The organism is Mesorhizobium sp. M0659, from assembly GCF_040320605.1.
Classification (GTDB): Bacteria; Pseudomonadota; Alphaproteobacteria; order Rhizobiales; family Rhizobiaceae; genus Mesorhizobium.
The window spans coordinates 73,470-89,901 of the sequence record NZ_JAMYPY010000006.1 but is presented as its reverse complement, the minus strand read 5'-3'; the positions used below and the strand labels follow the sequence as shown (position 1 = coordinate 89,901).

General features: G+C 60.0%; 17 protein-coding genes. 4 read left to right on the top strand and 13 right to left on the bottom strand.

Going from position 1 to position 16,432, the window contains the following annotated elements; genetic code table 11:
* The 12 genes from NKI31_RS12060 to NKI31_RS12005 all read right to left on the bottom strand — a co-directional run bounded on the left by NKI31_RS12060 (position 1) and on the right by NKI31_RS12005 (position 10,430).
* Positions 1–738 carry an SDR family NAD(P)-dependent oxidoreductase gene (locus NKI31_RS12060; RefSeq protein ID WP_352651613.1) on the bottom strand — a complete coding sequence of 246 codons (738 nt, stop codon included), beginning with the start codon at positions 736–738 and terminating at the stop codon, positions 1–3.
* The gene (locus tag NKI31_RS12055; RefSeq protein WP_352651612.1) at positions 735–1,637 is read right to left on the bottom strand and encodes a fumarylacetoacetate hydrolase family protein; all 903 of its coding nucleotides are present in this window, start codon (positions 1,635–1,637) and stop codon (positions 735–737) included. Before NKI31_RS12055 ends, NKI31_RS12060 begins: the two co-directional genes overlap by 4 nt.
* Before the next feature lie 5 nt (positions 1,638–1,642).
* On the bottom strand, positions 1,643–2,044 hold the full coding sequence (locus tag NKI31_RS12050; RefSeq protein WP_352651611.1) for a RidA family protein: 402 nt from the start codon (positions 2,042–2,044) through the stop codon (positions 1,643–1,645).
* A 10-nt stretch (positions 2,045–2,054) separates the two neighbouring features.
* A complete protein-coding gene (locus tag NKI31_RS12045) occupies positions 2,055–3,116 on the bottom strand; it encodes an Ldh family oxidoreductase (protein ID WP_352651610.1) in 1,062 nt (353 codons plus the stop codon).
* Positions 3,113–3,532 carry a cupin domain-containing protein gene (locus NKI31_RS12040; RefSeq protein ID WP_352651609.1) on the bottom strand — a complete coding sequence of 140 codons (420 nt, stop codon included), beginning with the start codon at positions 3,530–3,532 and terminating at the stop codon, positions 3,113–3,115. The genes NKI31_RS12045 and NKI31_RS12040 overlap by 4 nt, the downstream gene beginning before the upstream one ends.
* A gap of 192 nt (positions 3,533–3,724) precedes the next feature.
* Entirely contained in the window at positions 3,725–4,444 is a 720-nt protein-coding gene (locus NKI31_RS12035; RefSeq protein WP_352651608.1) for a GntR family transcriptional regulator, read from the bottom strand.
* Positions 4,445–4,539: 95 nt separating this feature from the next.
* A complete protein-coding gene (locus NKI31_RS12030; protein ID WP_352651607.1) occupies positions 4,540–5,334 on the bottom strand; it encodes an ABC transporter ATP-binding protein in 795 nt (264 codons plus the stop codon).
* The gene (locus NKI31_RS12025) at positions 5,331–6,254 is read right to left on the bottom strand and encodes an ABC transporter permease (RefSeq protein WP_352651606.1); all 924 of its coding nucleotides are present in this window, start codon (positions 6,252–6,254) and stop codon (positions 5,331–5,333) included. Before NKI31_RS12025 ends, NKI31_RS12030 begins: the two co-directional genes overlap by 4 nt.
* A gap of 109 nt (positions 6,255–6,363) precedes the next feature.
* Positions 6,364–7,332 (bottom strand): ABC transporter substrate-binding protein, encoded by a 969-nt coding sequence (locus NKI31_RS12020; protein ID WP_352651605.1) that lies wholly within the window; start codon positions 7,330–7,332, stop codon positions 6,364–6,366.
* A 71-nt stretch (positions 7,333–7,403) separates the two neighbouring features.
* Entirely contained in the window at positions 7,404–8,585 is a 1,182-nt protein-coding gene (locus NKI31_RS12015; RefSeq protein WP_352651604.1) for a monodechloroaminopyrrolnitrin synthase PrnB family protein, read from the bottom strand.
* 6 nt (positions 8,586–8,591) lie between these two features.
* A complete protein-coding gene (locus tag NKI31_RS12010; RefSeq protein ID WP_352651603.1) occupies positions 8,592–9,734 on the bottom strand; it encodes a pyridoxal phosphate-dependent aminotransferase in 1,143 nt (380 codons plus the stop codon).
* A gap of 315 nt (positions 9,735–10,049) precedes the next feature.
* Entirely contained in the window at positions 10,050–10,430 is a 381-nt protein-coding gene (locus NKI31_RS12005; RefSeq protein WP_352651602.1) for a winged helix-turn-helix transcriptional regulator, read from the bottom strand.
* A 57-nt stretch (positions 10,431–10,487) separates the two neighbouring features.
* On the opposite strand from NKI31_RS12005, the gene NKI31_RS12000 reads away from it, so the two are divergent.
* Positions 10,488–10,868 carry a YybH family protein gene (locus tag NKI31_RS12000; protein ID WP_352651601.1) on the top strand — a complete coding sequence of 127 codons (381 nt, stop codon included), beginning with the start codon at positions 10,488–10,490 and terminating at the stop codon, positions 10,866–10,868.
* 803 nt (positions 10,869–11,671) lie between these two features.
* Here NKI31_RS12000 and NKI31_RS31850 read toward each other — a convergent pair.
* Complete coding sequence (locus tag NKI31_RS31850) at positions 11,672–11,950, bottom strand: N-formylglutamate amidohydrolase (protein ID WP_502899119.1); 279 nt, start codon at positions 11,948–11,950, stop codon at positions 11,672–11,674.
* Positions 11,951–12,377: 427 nt separating this feature from the next.
* On the opposite strand from NKI31_RS31850, the gene NKI31_RS11995 reads away from it, so the two are divergent.
* From NKI31_RS11995 to NKI31_RS11985, 3 genes are all read left to right on the top strand, one after another.
* A complete protein-coding gene (locus NKI31_RS11995) occupies positions 12,378–13,829 on the top strand; it encodes an amidase (protein WP_352651600.1) in 1,452 nt (483 codons plus the stop codon).
* Positions 13,819–15,384, top strand: coding sequence for an ABC transporter substrate-binding protein (locus tag NKI31_RS11990; protein WP_352651780.1), 1,566 nt, complete (start codon positions 13,819–13,821; stop codon positions 15,382–15,384). The genes NKI31_RS11995 and NKI31_RS11990 overlap by 11 nt, the downstream gene beginning before the upstream one ends.
* Before the next feature lie 66 nt (positions 15,385–15,450).
* On the top strand, positions 15,451–16,431 hold the full coding sequence (locus NKI31_RS11985; RefSeq protein WP_352651599.1) for an ABC transporter permease: 981 nt from the start codon (positions 15,451–15,453) through the stop codon (positions 16,429–16,431).
* Position 16,432: the final 1 nt, after the last annotated feature.

Genomic DNA, 16,432 nt, shown 5'->3' with positions numbered 1-16,432 from the left:
TCACTTGTCCCGGGCGTAGGCCATGTCGCGGCTGAGCACGGAGCCCGTCATCGTCGCGACATCGGACAGCAGGAACAGCAAGGGGCCGACGACATCCTCCGGCTCGCCGACGCCCAGCGTCGCCTTCCAGCTTTCGTTGTCGGCACCCTGATTGGCGACGCGGTACTGCGGCGTATCGATGACGCCTGGAGAGACGACGTTGAAGCGAACGCGATGTCCGACGATCTCCTTCGCCGCGCTCTTGGCGAAGGCCGCGACCGCCGCCTTGGTCGAGGCGTATGCCGACGCCTGCGGCCACCCCTGGGCGGCAAGCCCGGAGGTGAAGGCGATAATGCTGCCGCGCTTGCGCCGGATCATGCCGGGAACCGCCGCCTGATAGCACCAGACCACACCATCGAGGTTGATGCGCTGGACGCGCTCCCATTCCTGGGCTTCCATTTCATGGACCAGGGTTCGGGGCTGCACCGCAGCGCCACACACCAGCCCGTCGATTTTACCGTGGCGGCTCTCGATCGAGCCAACGGCTTCGAAGACGGCTTGGCGGTTGGAGACATCGCAGGCGATGCCCTCGATTAGCGGAGCACTGGTCATCAAAGCCCGAAGGCTGTCGCCATCGGCATCGAGGACGATTACACGGCCTCCCGCCGCGACCGCCGCCAGCGCGAGGGCCCGTCCAATACCATTGGCACCGCCGGTGATCACCAACACATACCCGGTCGCGTCGAAAGTAACCTTCATAGCGCAACACTCATGCTTGGCACGCTGGTCGCTCCATGCAGGTCACGCGCGACGAGCACGTTTCGCAGTTCCCCCAGCCCCCTGCAAAGAGACACCACTTCGTCTCCGTCCTGCAAGAATATCTGCGGTTCGCGCGCATTACCGATTCCCGACGGCGTTCCGGTTATGAGGACGTCACCGGCGTGCAGCGTCATGCCGAACGACAATTCGGCAATCAGCTCTTCGATCGGGAACGCCATTTGTTTCACCAGGGCGTCCTGGAGCACGCGCCCGTTGAGGCTGCACTGCAGACGCAGTTCGGGAACATTCAACTCGTCGGGTGTGACAATCACTGGTCCCATCGGCATCGTGCCATCAATGCTCTTGCCCTTCAGCCACTGGCCGCCGTGCCGGCGTTGCAGATCGCGCTGCGAAACATCGTTGGCAAGGAAGTAGCCAAAGACGTGCGATAGAGCATCGCTGCGCGCGATGCTGCGTCCTGTCTTGCCGATGACGAGGCCCAGTTCGACCTCATAGTCCCATTTGGCCGAGATGTAGGGATCGTAGGCTATCGGGTCGGTGGGGCCGATGGCCGTGTCGGGTGCTTTGGTGAAGAACGTCGGCGCGGCCGGCTTGTCGACATCCTGACCATCGCGCTTGCCGCGGCTCTCCTCGAAATGATCCCAGTAATTCCATCCGGTGCACAGGATGTCGCGCCGGAAGCGCTGCATCGGCGCCAGCAGTTCGACCTCGTCGCGCGACACCGTGGCAGCAGTCTTCAACGGGACGGTGGGGTCGTCGCCCAGGCGTTGAACGAGCGACAGCATGTCGCCTTCATCCTGCATCAGCAACTCGACGGCATCGCCCTTCAAAGTGCCAATTCTTTTGGCACCGCGATATCGGCAGGTGATATATCGCATCGCTCTCAGCCCTCCGGCAGCACGGCTATGGCGTTGATCTCGATCAGGTAGTCCGGCGAGGTCATCTTGCAGATCTCGACCATTGTGGATGCCGGAAGTGGCGATTTGAAATACTCCCGGCGAACCGCATGGATCTTGTCGAAGTGCTCCATGTTGCGCACATAAACGTCCACGCGCACCACATCGTCGAGCGTTCCGCCAGCGGCTATCATCGCCGCTTTGATGTTTTCGCAGACCTGTCGCGTCTGCTCGCTCACATCGCCAATGCCGGCAATGGTGCCATCGGGTTTGCGTGCGGTCATGCCGGAAACGAAGACCAGTTTGCCCTTCGCCTCGATCGTCGTCGCTTGCGAGAAATGCCCGTTTGGTTCGCGAAGGTTGCCGGTCGTAACCTGCTGTTTGGCCATGCTGCTTCCCCTAGCTATTGCAGTTGTCGATTTCGACGCCGGCAAGCCCTGCCGCCTGCAGCAACCCTTCGATGGTCGATGCAGGCAGGGACAGGCGTCCGGCACTTGCGGTCCTGGCGGCATGCGCCAGCGCACCCGGTGCAAAAATGCGCTCGACACCAGGTGCCTTTTTCGAGTTGCTTACCCGCTCGAGTTGGGCTGCGGTGCGATGCCGGAACGCTTCGAGCGGGCCGAACGTGCCAACATCAAGCGCGATGAAAAGCTGACTGCAGCGATAAGGCTCAGCCGGGTCGCCGTAGAGCGGGCGCACCTCTGCGCCAAGCGCGCCGCCAGACAGACCGCCGCACAACAGGTCGATCATGAAGGCCAGACCGAACCCCTTGGGACCGGCAGCAGGCAGCAGCATGCCGCGGATCGCAACTGCAGCATCGGTGGTGGCAATGCCCTGGTCGTCCACGGCCCAGCCCTGCGGGATGGATCGGCCTTCGGCCTCGGCCAGCCTGACCTTGCCCATGGCGGACGCGCTCAGTGCCATGTCGACTTCAGGCAGGAAGTCTCCATCCGCCGGTGCCGCGATCGCGATCGGATTGTTGCCAACGAGGGCTTCCGCACCACCCGGCGCCGGCATCAAGGGCCTTGTGTTCGAAGCGACGATGCCGACGCAGCCGCGCTCGGCTATCAACCGGGCATAGCGGCCGGCCGTTCCGAAATGAAATGCGTTGCGCACGGCCACGATGCCGGCACCGGCGCTTGCCGCCTTTTGGACGGCCAGTGCCACGGCCTGCCTGGCGACAACCTGGCCAAGCACATCACCCGCATCCAGAACCGCTATCGCCGCGGCCTCCGAAACGATGGCGCCGCGTGAGCGCGTCGAGACCGAACCGGCCTTGAGCCGCTTGACGTACATCGGCACCAGCATCACGCCATGCGAGGCAACACCTTCGAGATCGGCCGCGACCAGGTCGGAAGCGGTCACCGCGGCTTCGGCCGGGTCGATGCCGCAGCCGACAAAGATCGAAGCGACGGTCTTCTCCAGCCGGTCCGCCGCGATCGTCTGGCCAGGCGCCGTCATTGTGCGTCCTCGTCGTTCGTGTACCAGGACGGCCGGACCGGATAGTGCGGGCCGTCATAGATCTCTACGACGACGGTTTCTTCATGCGCGATCGTCGGCCCATGCACGTTGCCCTTGGGGTTGCAGTAGAAGCAACCGGGCTTCAGCGTGACACCGGTAGCGGTGTATTCATAATGGCCCTCAAGACAGAACATGAACTGGTTCGAGGCATGAAGATGCGGTTGGGGAATGCCCACGCCTTTCTCGAATTTGATCAGGGCAATAGACGCGCCGGTGCTATCGTCGCGCCAGAGCATCTTCTCATGGACTCCAGCCAGGGATTTCGGCCTCCAGGCGATGTCCTTGCTCTGAATGAGAATCTCGGTCAGCGATGGCGCTTTGTTCTCACAGGCCCCAGACAGGATTTTGTCGGTCACGCACGCACTCCCTTAGTCAATCAAGCAGTGATATTTCACATGAAGTATTTTGTGAAGACGCAAAAACGGCATTTCGACAGATTCTTGGCACCGCTCAGCCGAGAGAGGGCCCGGTAACGGCACGGTTTTCGTTGTACTGTCTGGCGCATGATGATGCCTCGCCGGTGGCGGTCGGTCGATCGGCGGCGCACGCTAATTTCCAATTCGCGGTGCGAAAGCAGATGGCGCACCAAAGACGCTCCCCGGCAATTTCTTCAGCCGTTCGCGCAGCGCACCGATATGTTCGGACATAGTTTCCACGGCTACGGCGCCGTCACCGGCTGCGATCGCTGTGGCGACTTTGAGATGTTGCCGGTTGGACAGCTCGACATTGATGGTCTGCCACAGATGCAGGTACCAGAACCGGGTCGAGCGTTCATGCAGCATCCGGCCAAAATCCGCCATGACGGGATTGCCGGACATGTCACCAATCATGCGGTGGAAGGCCCGATCGTCGATGGTGAATGCGGCGATGTCGGGAGAACCGGGCGTCGCATCGGTGACGCTTGCAAGGTTCAGCAAGGCCATGGCCTGCTCCCCTGATGCCAACTGGGCGGCCAGACGTGCCAGCTCCGGTTCTACGGTGATTCTGGAATCGAGGATGCGCAGGATCTCCTGAAGACTGTCCGGGCGAATGATGATCCCCTTGCGCGGCAGAACCTGCACCAGGCCTTCGTGATCGAGCCGTTGCAGGGCTTGATGCACGGGGGTCCGCCCGAAATGCAGATATGCGGCGATGTCTGCCTCATTGACATACTGGCCAGGTAGGAAATGCAAGGTGATGATCCGCTCCTTGATTGCCTCATACGCCTGCAACGCTAGCGACTGCGGCTTGCCAAGCCGTGCATCGATGGATCCTGCTTTGGATTTCACGCTCGTTCCCATCTTCCCCGGCCGTCCTGAAATGGGCGGCGACACCCTTGCCGAGGCGTTGCCCATTGATCTCCGTATCTGGCCGCGGCTGCGCCCTAACTCAACAGCAGGCTGTCGTCCGAGAGTTCTTCGCCACGCACCTGTTTGAAAAGGTTGAGCAGGTCTGGAACGCCCATATTCTGACGCTTGTCGCTGGAAATATCGAAGGCAACCTTGCCCTCATGCAGCATCACGGTGCGTGTTCCATAGTCCAGCGCATCGCGCATGGAATGCGTCACCATCAAGGTCGTCAGCTTTTGTTCCTCGACGATCCTGCGGGTCAAATCGAGGACGAAGCTTGCTGTGCGCGGGTCAAGCGCCGCAGTATGTTCGTCCAGAAGCAGAATTTTCATACCGGCCAGCGTTGACATGAGCAGGCTGACCGCCTGCCGCTGCCCGCCCGAAAGCAGACCCATGGAATCGCCGAGGCGGTTCTCAAGGCCCAGGCCAAGCATCGAGAGTTTTTCACGAAACAGCGCGCGCCGGGCACCGTCGATCGAACGACCGAAGCGACGGGTGCGTCCTCGCGAGAAGGCAAGTGCCATGTTCTCCTCGATTGAAAGCCGCTCGCAGGTGCCTGCCATCGGATCCTGGAACACACGGGCAATGAGCGTTGCCCGTTTGGGCGCGCGCCATCGTGTTACATCGGTGCCGTCGACGACGATTGACCCCTTGTCGGTGCGCGCATTGCCGCCGAGCACATTCAGCATTGTCGATTTGCCGGCGCCGTTCGAGCCGATGACGGTGACGAACTCGCCTTGTTCGATTGTCAGGTCCAGACCGCGCAATGCCTTGTTTTCCATTGGGGTGTCGCGTCCGAAGGTGACGTAAACATCTCTAACATTGATCATGACGTCCTCCGCTTGAGCAGGCTGCGCATTGGGTTGGCAACGCTCGGCATGATGAGCGCCAGCCCCACGAGCACCGCTGTGACAATGTTGAGATCGGACGCTTGCAGGCCGAGCCAGCCAGTGTTGAGTGCCAGGGCAATGGCGATGCGGTAGGTGATCGCCCCGACCACGCAGGAGAAAATCGCCAGAACGATTGGCCGCGTTCGAAACATTGTTTCTCCAAGGATGACCGCCGCCAGACCGGCTATGACTGTGCCTGTGCCGACAGTGACGTCGGCAAAGCCGGCTGTTTGGGCAAACAGGGCCCCGGCCAAGGCAACGAGGCCGTTGGACAGTGCAATTCCGACATAGGTGTGCATATCCGTGCGAATGCCTTGCGCTTGCGCCATACGCGGGTTTGCTCCCGTTGCCCGCATGGCCAACCCGAACTCCGATGTCAGAAAGCGCGCCAGCAAGGCACCGACGGCCGTGACGATGATCAGCAAGGCCAGCACCTTCAGCGTCGGCCGGCCGGGCAACCCGACTGCAGCGACAAGCGGATTTAGCCATGAGAACAGATCGATGACGGTAGGCTGGTTAATCAGGGGAATGTTAGGACGACCCATGACGCGCAGATTGACGGAAAACAGTGCGGTCATGGTCAGAATGCCGGCGAGCAGATGCAGGATGCCGAATCGAATGTTCAACCACGCGGTTGTCATGCCCGCCAGGCAGCCGGCAACGATCGCAACACCGGTTGCAAGCACCGGATTGATGCCGCCCGCGATCATCGCTGCGGCGACGGCGGCGCCAAGAGGGAAGCTGCCGTCGACCGTCAGGTCCGGAAAATCGAGCACCCGAAATGAAATATAGACGCCAAGCGCCACGAGGGCGAAGATCAAGCCGATCTCAATGGCACCGATAAGCGAGATGAGATTCATGAAACCGCTCCGTTAAGGTCAAATCGAGGGCCGGAAGGCAACCGGCGACGCGGATAGCGCGTCGCCAGTCCAGTTCCCCCCTGCGGGGCTTGGTTTCTTAGAACACAGCCTATTGGATGACCCGCTTGGCGCGGTCGAGCACAGGTTGCGGAACGGTGACACCCATGGCCGCTGCGGCTTTGGCGTTGACGACCAGATCCGTTCCGCTGGCGTTGCGCACCGGAATGTCCCCCGGCTTTTCACCTTTCAGGATTCGCACGACGATTTCACCGGTTTGAACACCGACCTGGAAATAGTCGAACCCGACCGATGCGATCGCGCCACGCGCTACAGTATCGGTTTCGCCAGCGAAGACGGGAAGCTTGTTCTCGGTACCGACCGCGAGGATAGTCTCAAGCGCCGACACAATCGTGTTGTCCGTCGGCAGATAGATTGCATCGACCTTGCCGACGAGGCTTTGCGCCGCGCCGGCGACATCCGCGGACTTGGTGGCAGGAGCCTCGACGATCTCGAAGCCGCGCGCAGGCGCCAGGTCCTTGAGGGCTTTTAGCAGCGCAATGCTGTTGGATTCGCCGGGATTGAAAGGAACACCGATCTTCACCGCGGACGGCAGGATTTCGCGGATCAGGTCAAGATGTACGCCGATCGGCGAGAAATCCGAGATGCCGGTGACGTTTCCACCCGGGTGATCGCGGTCCTTGACGATCTGTGCGGCGACGGGGTCAGTGACCGCCGTGAACACCACCGGGACATCTTGCGTTGCCGACACCACTGCCTGCGCGGACGGCGTCGCGATGGCGACGATTACATTGGGATTTTCCCCCACGAATTTCTGTGCGATCTGCGCTGCCGTGGCAGGCTGTCCCTGAGCCGATTCAAATTCGAAATTGAGGGTTTCGCCTTCCTTGTAGCCTGCGTCCCCAAGCGCCTTCTTGATGCCGGCACGCGCTGCGTCCAGCGAAGGATGCTCCACGATGGCCGTGACGGCAACGGTCACCTTGTCAGTTGCAAACGCACTGGCGCAGCCGAGAATGGCCAATACAAGTCCGCTTCTTGCCAGAGATGAGATAAGGCGCATAAATCCTCCTTCTGTGTTGTCGGGTTTCCCGCGTTCAGTTCCCCTTCATGACGGCTTTCGTTGGTGTTCCGTCACACATTCTGGCTGCAGAGAGACCGAAGCCTTTCCAGGTCGGAATACCTGCTGTCGATGCCCTGGCGGTTGGCCGCCAGCCGCTTGTCCCGCAGGACTTCGAGCGCGTTCATGAGCACCGGAAGTGGCGGGCCACTTGCGGTGATCTGGGCCATGTGTTGCTGCGGCATGTCGATCGATGGCTGCTCAATGAAGCGCCGCACCAGGCGATCGTGATGTTGTGCGGCCGTGCGGCCGTGGATGTCGCAGGCACGGATGAACGCGCTAAGTGGCGCGACCGCCAGTTCAGGCAGGTCGCCCGTCTTGTCGACAACCGCCAGGAATTCGTCCAGCAGGCTGACCTGCCGGGCGCTGGCCTGCAGAAGCTGTTGATCCGAGGCCGTCATGAACGGCATTTTCTCAATGAGCAGGGCCGAATAGGTTGGATCCGATGAACGGCAAAGACCAAGCATCAGGTCTATTTCGTTGATTGCGGCGAAGTCGCCGGCATTGGCGCCGCGATATTCCGAGCGCCCGACGCGATAGGTCTTGAAGTAGGGGCGAACGTTGTAGAAGAAGCGGCGGACGTCCAGCTTTTCGTCGAGCTCGGTGTTTGACCTTTCGACGTCCTCGAGTGCGGCGGCCGCTTTGTCGAAAAGGTACTCAGCAACAGGATGGGTCACACCAAGGGGAAAGACGCGCCGCAGGATGTCGGCTGTGCGGATGTAGCCGAGGATGCTCAAGCAATTGTATTTGATGAAGAGAAGCTCTTCAGCCAGATGCGTAAAGCTCTTGTGGTGCCCTTCAATGGCGAGATTGGAGAGGTTGACATGAGCGGTTGCAAAGCGGGGCGCAACGCCGATGGCGGCGCTGAGGGTCTGGGCAAGCGCGCTGGCTTCGACAAGCGGTGAACGCATCTCCCGCTCCGGATTGGTCAATTCATGCCGCCGCAGCGCAGCCATATAAAGACCGACGCTGCCAAGCAGGTCATAGGCAGCATCGGTGTTCTGCAGGGGCAGGGCGCCGCACAGGATAGCCGCGATATGCCCACGGCCCTCCTCACGGATGGCTATTTTCAGGTCGTCGCGCACCCCGTCTACGGACGCTGGATCGTCGAGCTTGAAATAGGTCTCTTCAAGCTCGGTGTTCAGATCCTTGAAGCGGTTCCTGAGCCAATGATCGAATGCCGGCACACCCCGCATCGACGCTCACGCCTCCGCCGAGCGCGGCTGACGGATATGGTCGATGAACGCAGCGATGCGGTCCATCGCCTCAGCAATCCGCGCGTAGGGTTCGCAGCCGATGCACAGCCTGAGATAGCCTTCGCCGGCAGGTCCATAAAATGCACCTGACTCGACAGCGACTTGCGTCTCCTGCAGCAAGAGATCCGCCAGCTCCTGACTGGAGTAGCCGGTGCCTTTAATGTCGGGATAGACATAGATCGTTCCTGGCGGCACCGGGCAGACGACGCCCGGCATGGCGTTCAAACGCTGGCAGACCATATCGCGTCGCCGCCGATCCTCCTCGACCATGGAACGGGCGATCGATTGGTCGCCGCGTAATGCGGCAACGGCGCCCGCCTGGATGAAGACGTTGACGTGAGAAACGTCGTTGGCGGTTATCTTCAAAAGGGCAGGGATGAACCGGGCGTCCGCGATCAGATAGCCGATGCGCCAGCCGTCCATGGCATAGGCCTTGGTGAAGGCAAAGAGCGTGAAGGTGCGCTCGGCCATGCCGGGCAGTGCGGCAATGCTGATATGCTCGGCGTCGTCGAACACGATGCGCTCGTAGACCTCGTCGGAACAGACCAGAAGGTCGTGGCGGATGGCGACATCCGCCAAGGCCTGAAGTTCCTGCCGGGAATAGACCCGACCCGTCGGGTTGTTTGGATTGACGAGGTAGATCATCCGTGTCCGGGGGGTCACAGCCCGCTCGATGCGTTCAGCATCGATGGCAAAACCGTTGTCCGCGTTGAGTGGCACGGAAACGACGACACCGCCCGCGAGTTCGATCTTGTTGATGATCTGCGGATAGTACGGTTCCAGGATGATTACTTCGTCGCCGGGGTCGATGGCGGCCAGCGTGACGGCGAACGCGGCGTGGGTCAGGCCGTTTGTCACGATGACGTTCCGCAGCGTCAAATCGATGCCGTTTCGGACGCGAACATCGTCAACGATGGCCTGGCGAAGGTCGCTTTCGCCGGCGAACTCGCCGTAGTGGACCTTGCCCGCTTCGAGCGCCGCAATGGTCGCCGCCTTGATGGGGTCAGGCGTATCGAAGTCGGGGCGCCCGACTTCAAGATGGATGACCTGCGGATCGTCGCCGAAAAGACGCGTGGCCTTCTCATACATGCCAAAGCTCTTGGGCGAGCTGGAGGAAATCCGGGTTGCTGGCCATTTCATCGGCTCAAGTCTCCACGAAGCTGCTGTCAGAAGGCGGTTTCGCCGTTAGGGCGCACCTGCCTTTCAAGGGTTTTCCGCGGGCGAGGCCGCTATCCCCGCCGCTCTGGGGGAGACGTAAAAGAATTCATGTGATATTTCAAGTGATTTGTTAAGTGCGCTTAGGTTGTCCTATGGTCGGCTGAGGGAAACGAGGCACCAGCTTGCAACTTCACCTACCCATTGCATGAATGCAGTGACGGACGACGCAGCCCAGACCGATACGGATCACGAGGGTGGAACGGCACGATGTGATTTCGCCGCCCATTGCTCGATCTGGTCAAGTATTGGGGTGAGCGCCCTGCCGCGAGCTGTGATCTGGTAGGTAGTTGTGCGCGGAAAAGTAAGCACTGCTGATCGGGAAATAAGATCTCGCTCCATCAAGGCACGCAGCCGGTCTGTCATCACCTTTGACGTGATGTGAGGGAGAACCGTCATCAACTCTGAAAACCGCTTATCTCCGGTCGAAAGGTGCCAGAGAATGAGCGCGTTCCAGCGATGACCAAGGAAAGACAGCCAATCTTCTACAGGGCATTCAGATGGGTGACGCGGGGACGGAATTTCGAGGGCCGCAATTCCTGATATCGAGGGCACGGTGCCGCTTCCCATTTGGATAGTGCAGATCGCACATGATTAAAGCACCTGAAGTATCAAGCAGGAGCTCGGATGTTCAAAACCTACACGCCCAACGAAATGAATGAAACCTTCGCACGAGCGTTCAACTCACGAGACCTCAACAACCTTCTCTCGCTCTACGAACCGGATGCCATTCTCCTAGTCGACGGCAGCGGTGCGCGCGCGACCGGGCTTGAGGCGATCGGTCGAGAACTGACAAAGTTGCTGCAAGCGCCGGGAATAATGGTGTCCCAGAATAATTTCTGCGTGGTTCATGGAGATGTCGCCCTGCTGCGTGCAGATTTTGCTCTACGCGATGGCGACACTGTCATCGCATCAGGTAGCACGGCCGAATTGATACGAAGGCAGGTGGATGGTTCCTGGCTTTATGTGATTGACCATGCAGCCGGCGCAAGTATTCCGCCGGTTTGATGCATATGTGAGGAGTCCACAGGAAGGGGGAAGCTACCGAGTTTGCATTCCACCCAATAGCCACCGTGGTCCTCTTGTCAGTCAAGAACATGCTTGCTATTCCCTATAGATCCCCTGCGATCTGCGCGGCTTGCTCGAAGGGGCAACGGCCTAGGCCATGGCTGGTCCGTCTTTGGATAGATAAACGAACTTCAGTCGTATATGGCCGTAGGTGCCAACTGGCGGTCCGTCCACTGTCCGCTTCGGCTATCCGATCTGAAACCGAGAGCAGCGCCTTCAGCTCCGTTTGGGTCATCTCTTTGAGCTGCACGAGCAAATCCCTTGGCAGGCCTCCAGCGCAACGGCGTTGCCGTCCTCCACTTCGTTTCGGCCCTGCGGGTGCGCGGCCTGCCTACGTACTCCGCTTTTGCGGACCTCGTATACGGGGCCGCGATTGGCGCGGCCCCACAATGGAGGTAATACTCCAGAACCGAACCTCATGATTGCCTCGAACGCGAACGCGCCACCTGTGGGATCGTTCCCCGCCGTCGATATCCAGGCCAAGTGTCCCAGCCATCTCTGTGCCTTCCCGAGGATACAGAACACTTGGAAGGGACATCGCGCGGCTGGAAATTGCGCAGATGGACCATCCCACGGCGTTGCAGCCGGATTTACGAACCGGACCGTTTGTCTGGTGCTGCAGGGTGCGAAACGTGCCGTTATTCGAAGGCTGGAGGCTGGTAGCGCGGTCAAAATGAAGAAAGGTGGGCGGGCCAGCGAAAGCAGTTCGGAAAGGCCTTTTCGAAATGGCAGGTAGACCTCACTTACACGTGCAGCGCGCTCTGCAGCAGAAATGTCGTTGTTGCCAGGGACGTCGAACGTCTCGCTCCTTTCCACGCTGCCGATGCCGCCTCCGGCGGCCGGTTGCAGCCGTAGACCAATCGCGAAAAGCGCTGGTAGCAGAGGGATGCGTCGAGAGCCGATGAAAGGTACCTCGAAAGTTCGATAGCGCCCGGATCCCACGCGATATGGCTTCGAGGGCCGTGGCATCGAGGCCGAGGGCTCCAACCTTCTTCGGTATGCGACGGGACGCTTGCTCGCAAACTAGAACGACACTAGCGGCCACATCTCGATCGCAATCGGCGTTTCGCCGGGTTCTAGCAAAGTGGCTTCGTCCATCTAGCTAGCCCCCTGTGACTCACACACCACGTCAACAAAAACAACAAAAGACACACAATGTCACAGCTAATTATTGCAGCTCGCAGGGCAGCTGCATTGCCCGCAAGGCGTAGGGGCTCCTCGGCGATCGCGTGCGATACAAGGGCGGTTGGTTTGAAAAAATCTTGTAAAACAATTAGTAGGTGAACATTCTTCTTGCTGTGGACTGCCCGAGACGTCGTGCAGAGTCAAAGAATCACACACCGTGCCTTGGCTCGCGGTCGTAGCTGAGGCGTTGATTTTCTCTTGCCGATGTCGTTGACAAGTCCAAATAATCAACATTAACTCCACACCAAAGGAGGCTTTGAACCGGTGGATTTTTCAGTTCGTTCGTTGGGTTCGGGGATTGCTTCGGGTGATCTGTCATCAGAGGCACTTGTGCGGGAAAGCCTAGCGCGCATTCAGCGGCTGAATCCGATCGTCAACGCCTTCAGTCAGGTGTTCGAGGAGGAGGCGCTAGCAGAGGCGCAGGCTTGTGACCGCGAGGCGGCGGAGGGTCGTTTCCGCGGGCCGCTCCATGGCATCCCAATGGGCGTCAAAGACCTCTTTTTCGTCGCGGGCCGGCTTTGCCAGCGCGGGTCCGCCGCTTACCAAAACTTCACTCCCAGCGCGACTGCGCCTCTTGTCGAGCGGATGATCGAAGCTGGATCGATCATGATCGGTAAGACGACCACAACCGAAATGGGATGGTCAGGCTCCGGCCACTCCGAGTTTTACGGCCCAACACGAAACCCCTGGAACCCCGAACTCACGAGTGGCGGCTCCAGTTCGGGGTCGGGCGCGGCACTCGCCGCGCGCATGGTGCCGTTTACGCTGGGGTCTGATGGCGGCGGCTCCGTTCGTATCCCGGCGGCCTTCTGTGGGGTCTTCGCCATGAAAGGAACGCTGGGGCGCGTGCCGACTTGGCCATGGAGCGCGACTGAAACGCTGTCTCATGCAGGCCCAATGAGCACGTCGGCAAAGGATAGCGCCTTGCTCTTCAATATCGCAAAGGGACCCGATCCGCGCGACCACCAAGCGCTGCCCGACGACGGCGCCGATTATACCGACATTCAGTCGATCAGGTCGTTGCGGATCGGATTTGCGCCGACCCTGTTCGGTTTCGAGGTCGCACCGCAGGTCGACCGCGTCGTTAGACAGGCAGTGACCCATCTCGCCGAGGCGCTCGCCGTGAACATAAGTCAGGTTTGCCCGGATTGGGAGGATCCGATCCGGACCTTCGAGACTCTGTGGGTTGCGGGTCGTGGCGTCGCCTATGGCGGGCAAGCCGATGTCTCCCTTTTCGGCAGTGGCTTCCGCGGTCTTGTCGAAGCATCCGCGCGCTATAGCCTGGCTGACCACCTTTCCGCGGCGCGGGCCAGAGCTGAGTTTGCTGGCAGCGTGCACTCGCTCTTTGAGGACATCGATCTCCTCCTTCTCCCGACGGTTCCAGTCGAGCCGTTTGCTGCTGATCGTGAAGGACCAGAAGGTCTCATCTCGCCTTCAAGAGTGCTTGCGTGGACGGGTTGGACGCCCTTCACCTATCCATTCAACTTGTCCGGCAACCCGGCAGCCTCGCTTCCTTGCGGGCTGACCGAGAACGGTCTGCCGGTCGGCCTGCAGGTTGTCGGCCGCCGCCACGCCGATGCGCTTGTAATGGCGTTCTGCCAGCAGGCCGAGGATCACCTCTTTCAAGACAAGATACCGCCAATTGTCGTTGCTGGCGACAAAGGCGGAATGGGGAACCCCAGCAAATCAACGAGGAGTCATCGTCATGGACTTTAATAGACGAGCATTTCTAAAGAGTTCGGCGCTTGCGAGTGTTGCACTTAGCGTGCCTGTTCTGAATACCGCGTTCTTGGTCAACCCGGCGAGCGCCGCGGAGGGCAAGGTTCTCAACTTCATGTCGGCCGAGAATCTCACCGGCAACTGGGATCCCTCCTCGCATACGACGCTGGCCCAGATCAATCTTGAAAGCTTTGTGTTCGGTTATCTGACCCGAGCGCCTATGCGGCCCGACAATCCCGATGAGTTGGTTATGGAACTGGCCACCAACATGAAGCTGATCGACGAGCACACGCTCGAATTCACGCTGCGCGAAGAGGTGACCTTCCATGACGGCAAGCCGTTTACGGCTGAAGACGTCAAGGCGACCTTCGAATATGCAAGCCAGGCAGACCGGCCGGCAGCGTGGTATCCCGGTCCCTGCGAGGTCGAGGTAGTGAGCGACCATGTCGCGCGCGTTAAGACGGACAAGGGTGGATATCCAGCAAGCCTCTTCTGGTTCCTCTCGGCTTTCCTACCGATCATGTCGGCGAAGGACGTGGCCGATCCCAAGTTGCTCTCCTCACGTCCGAACGGTACCGGCGCCTTCAAGTTCATGCGACAAGACGGTAACACGACGGTGCTGGAGGCCTTCGATGGCTTCTATCTTGGAAAGCCAGTTGTTCCCGGGATCAATTTCGGCTTTGTCGGCGATTCCACGACCCGCACCCTTGCGCTCCTCAACGGCGAAGCCGACCTGATCGAGCGGCTTGAGGCGGAGCAGGTGCAGACAATCGAGGCGACCGGCGGTTTCAAGCTCAACAAGGCCGTGTCTGTCGAGAACAAGTATCTTTGGTTCCGCTGCTCCAAACCGCCCTTTAACGATCCGCGCCTACGCAAGGCGGCCGCCCATGCGATCGACCGAGCGGTGGTGCTCGATATCCTCGGCGTCTCGGGTCATGCCTCCAAGGCATGGATCTCGCCGGTGAAGTTCGGCTACGTCGATACGCCCAGCTATCCGGAGTTCAATCCCGAGGAATGCCAGCGATTGCTCGCTGAAGCGGGTTTCCCTAAGGGCGAAGGCCTGCCGGAGCTGGAATACATTACCTCGGTCGGCTTCTATCCCAAGACCAAGGAATATGGCGAGGTTATCACCGCCATGCTCCAGGAACAGGGTTTCCCGGTCAAGCTGAACGTCATGGAAGTCGCAGCATGGAACGATCGGCTCTATGACCGTCCGGGTGGTGGCCCAGGCCATATGATCGATTGCGGCTGGTCGACAGGCTCGCCCGAACCAGATCTGGTGCTGCGGACCCACTTCCATTCCAGTTCGAAGCGGATATGCGGCATCGAGGACAAGGATCTGGACGCGGTGCTGGACAAGGAGCGCAACACGCTCGATCCTGCCGCCCGCAAAGCGGTGATCCAGAACGAGGTGATGCCGATGCTGGCGGACAAGGTGCCAGCGCTGTCCTTGTTCACCTCCGTTTTCATCCACGCCATGCGGGAGGGGCTCGACGGCATGTACTTCTACCCCAACGGCATGATGGACGCGAGCAAAGCTACCTTGGCCTGATATCAAAAGCTGCGGTCGCCAATACCTGGCGGCCGCTCCCTCTACCTGTTGGCGCGCGAGGAAACCATGTTCGTCCTGTCGTTCCTGTCGAGACGACTCCTGCAGGGGATACTCATCATCCTGCTGGTGACCTTCCTCATCTTCACCCTTCTGCGTGTGGTACCCGGCGATCCGGCGCGCCTCATCGTCGGCGGCATGGCGCCTGACGCCGTGGTGGCAATGAAGGCAAAGGAACTTGGCCTGGACCAGCCGATGCCCATGCAATTTCTGGCCTATCTTGGAAAACTCGCGACCGGTAACTTGGGCACGTCGTTCGTCCGCCCAAAGAGTGGCGCCAGTCTCGGCGGCGCTGCATTCGACGACGATACCCGTGCGGAACGCGCCAAGGTGCTGGATCTAATCCTTGCCACGCTGCCCATGACCCTCCAGCTTGCCGCGGTTGCACTCGCTCTTGCTCTATCGGTCGCGGTGCCGCTTGGCTTGGCAGGCGGGCTCTATCCTGGTCGGTGGCCGGACAGGTTGGCACTTGCTTTCGGCAGCATCTGCGTATCGACGCCGAATTTCTGGCTCGGCATCGTGCTCACTCTGTTGCTGTCAGTGAAATTGAAGCTCCTGCCGGCCATTGGCTATCGAGGGCTCAGCTATACAATCCTGCCGGCGATCGTGCTGGCGGTGGAGATCGTGCCCTTCATCCTCCGCACTTTAACCGTTTCAATCGCCAGTGTCATGCGCGAGGATTTCATCCTCCTCGCGCCGATCAGAGGCCTGAGTCGCAGCCGTACGATCTTTTCGCACGCGCTCGGCAACTCAGCAGTCCCGCTTATTAACCTGCTCGGCGTGCAACTGGGTACGCTGCTTGGCGGTGTGCTCGTTATTGAGTTCATCTTCGACTATCCCGGCCTCGGTCTGCTGACCATCAACGCCGTGCTGCAACGCGACTTCCCGCTCATCCAAGGTATCGCCGTCTTCATTTCCGTGATGTTCGTATTGATCAATGTTCTTGTCGATCTAATCGCGATGACCATCGATCCGAGACTGGAGTATTGAC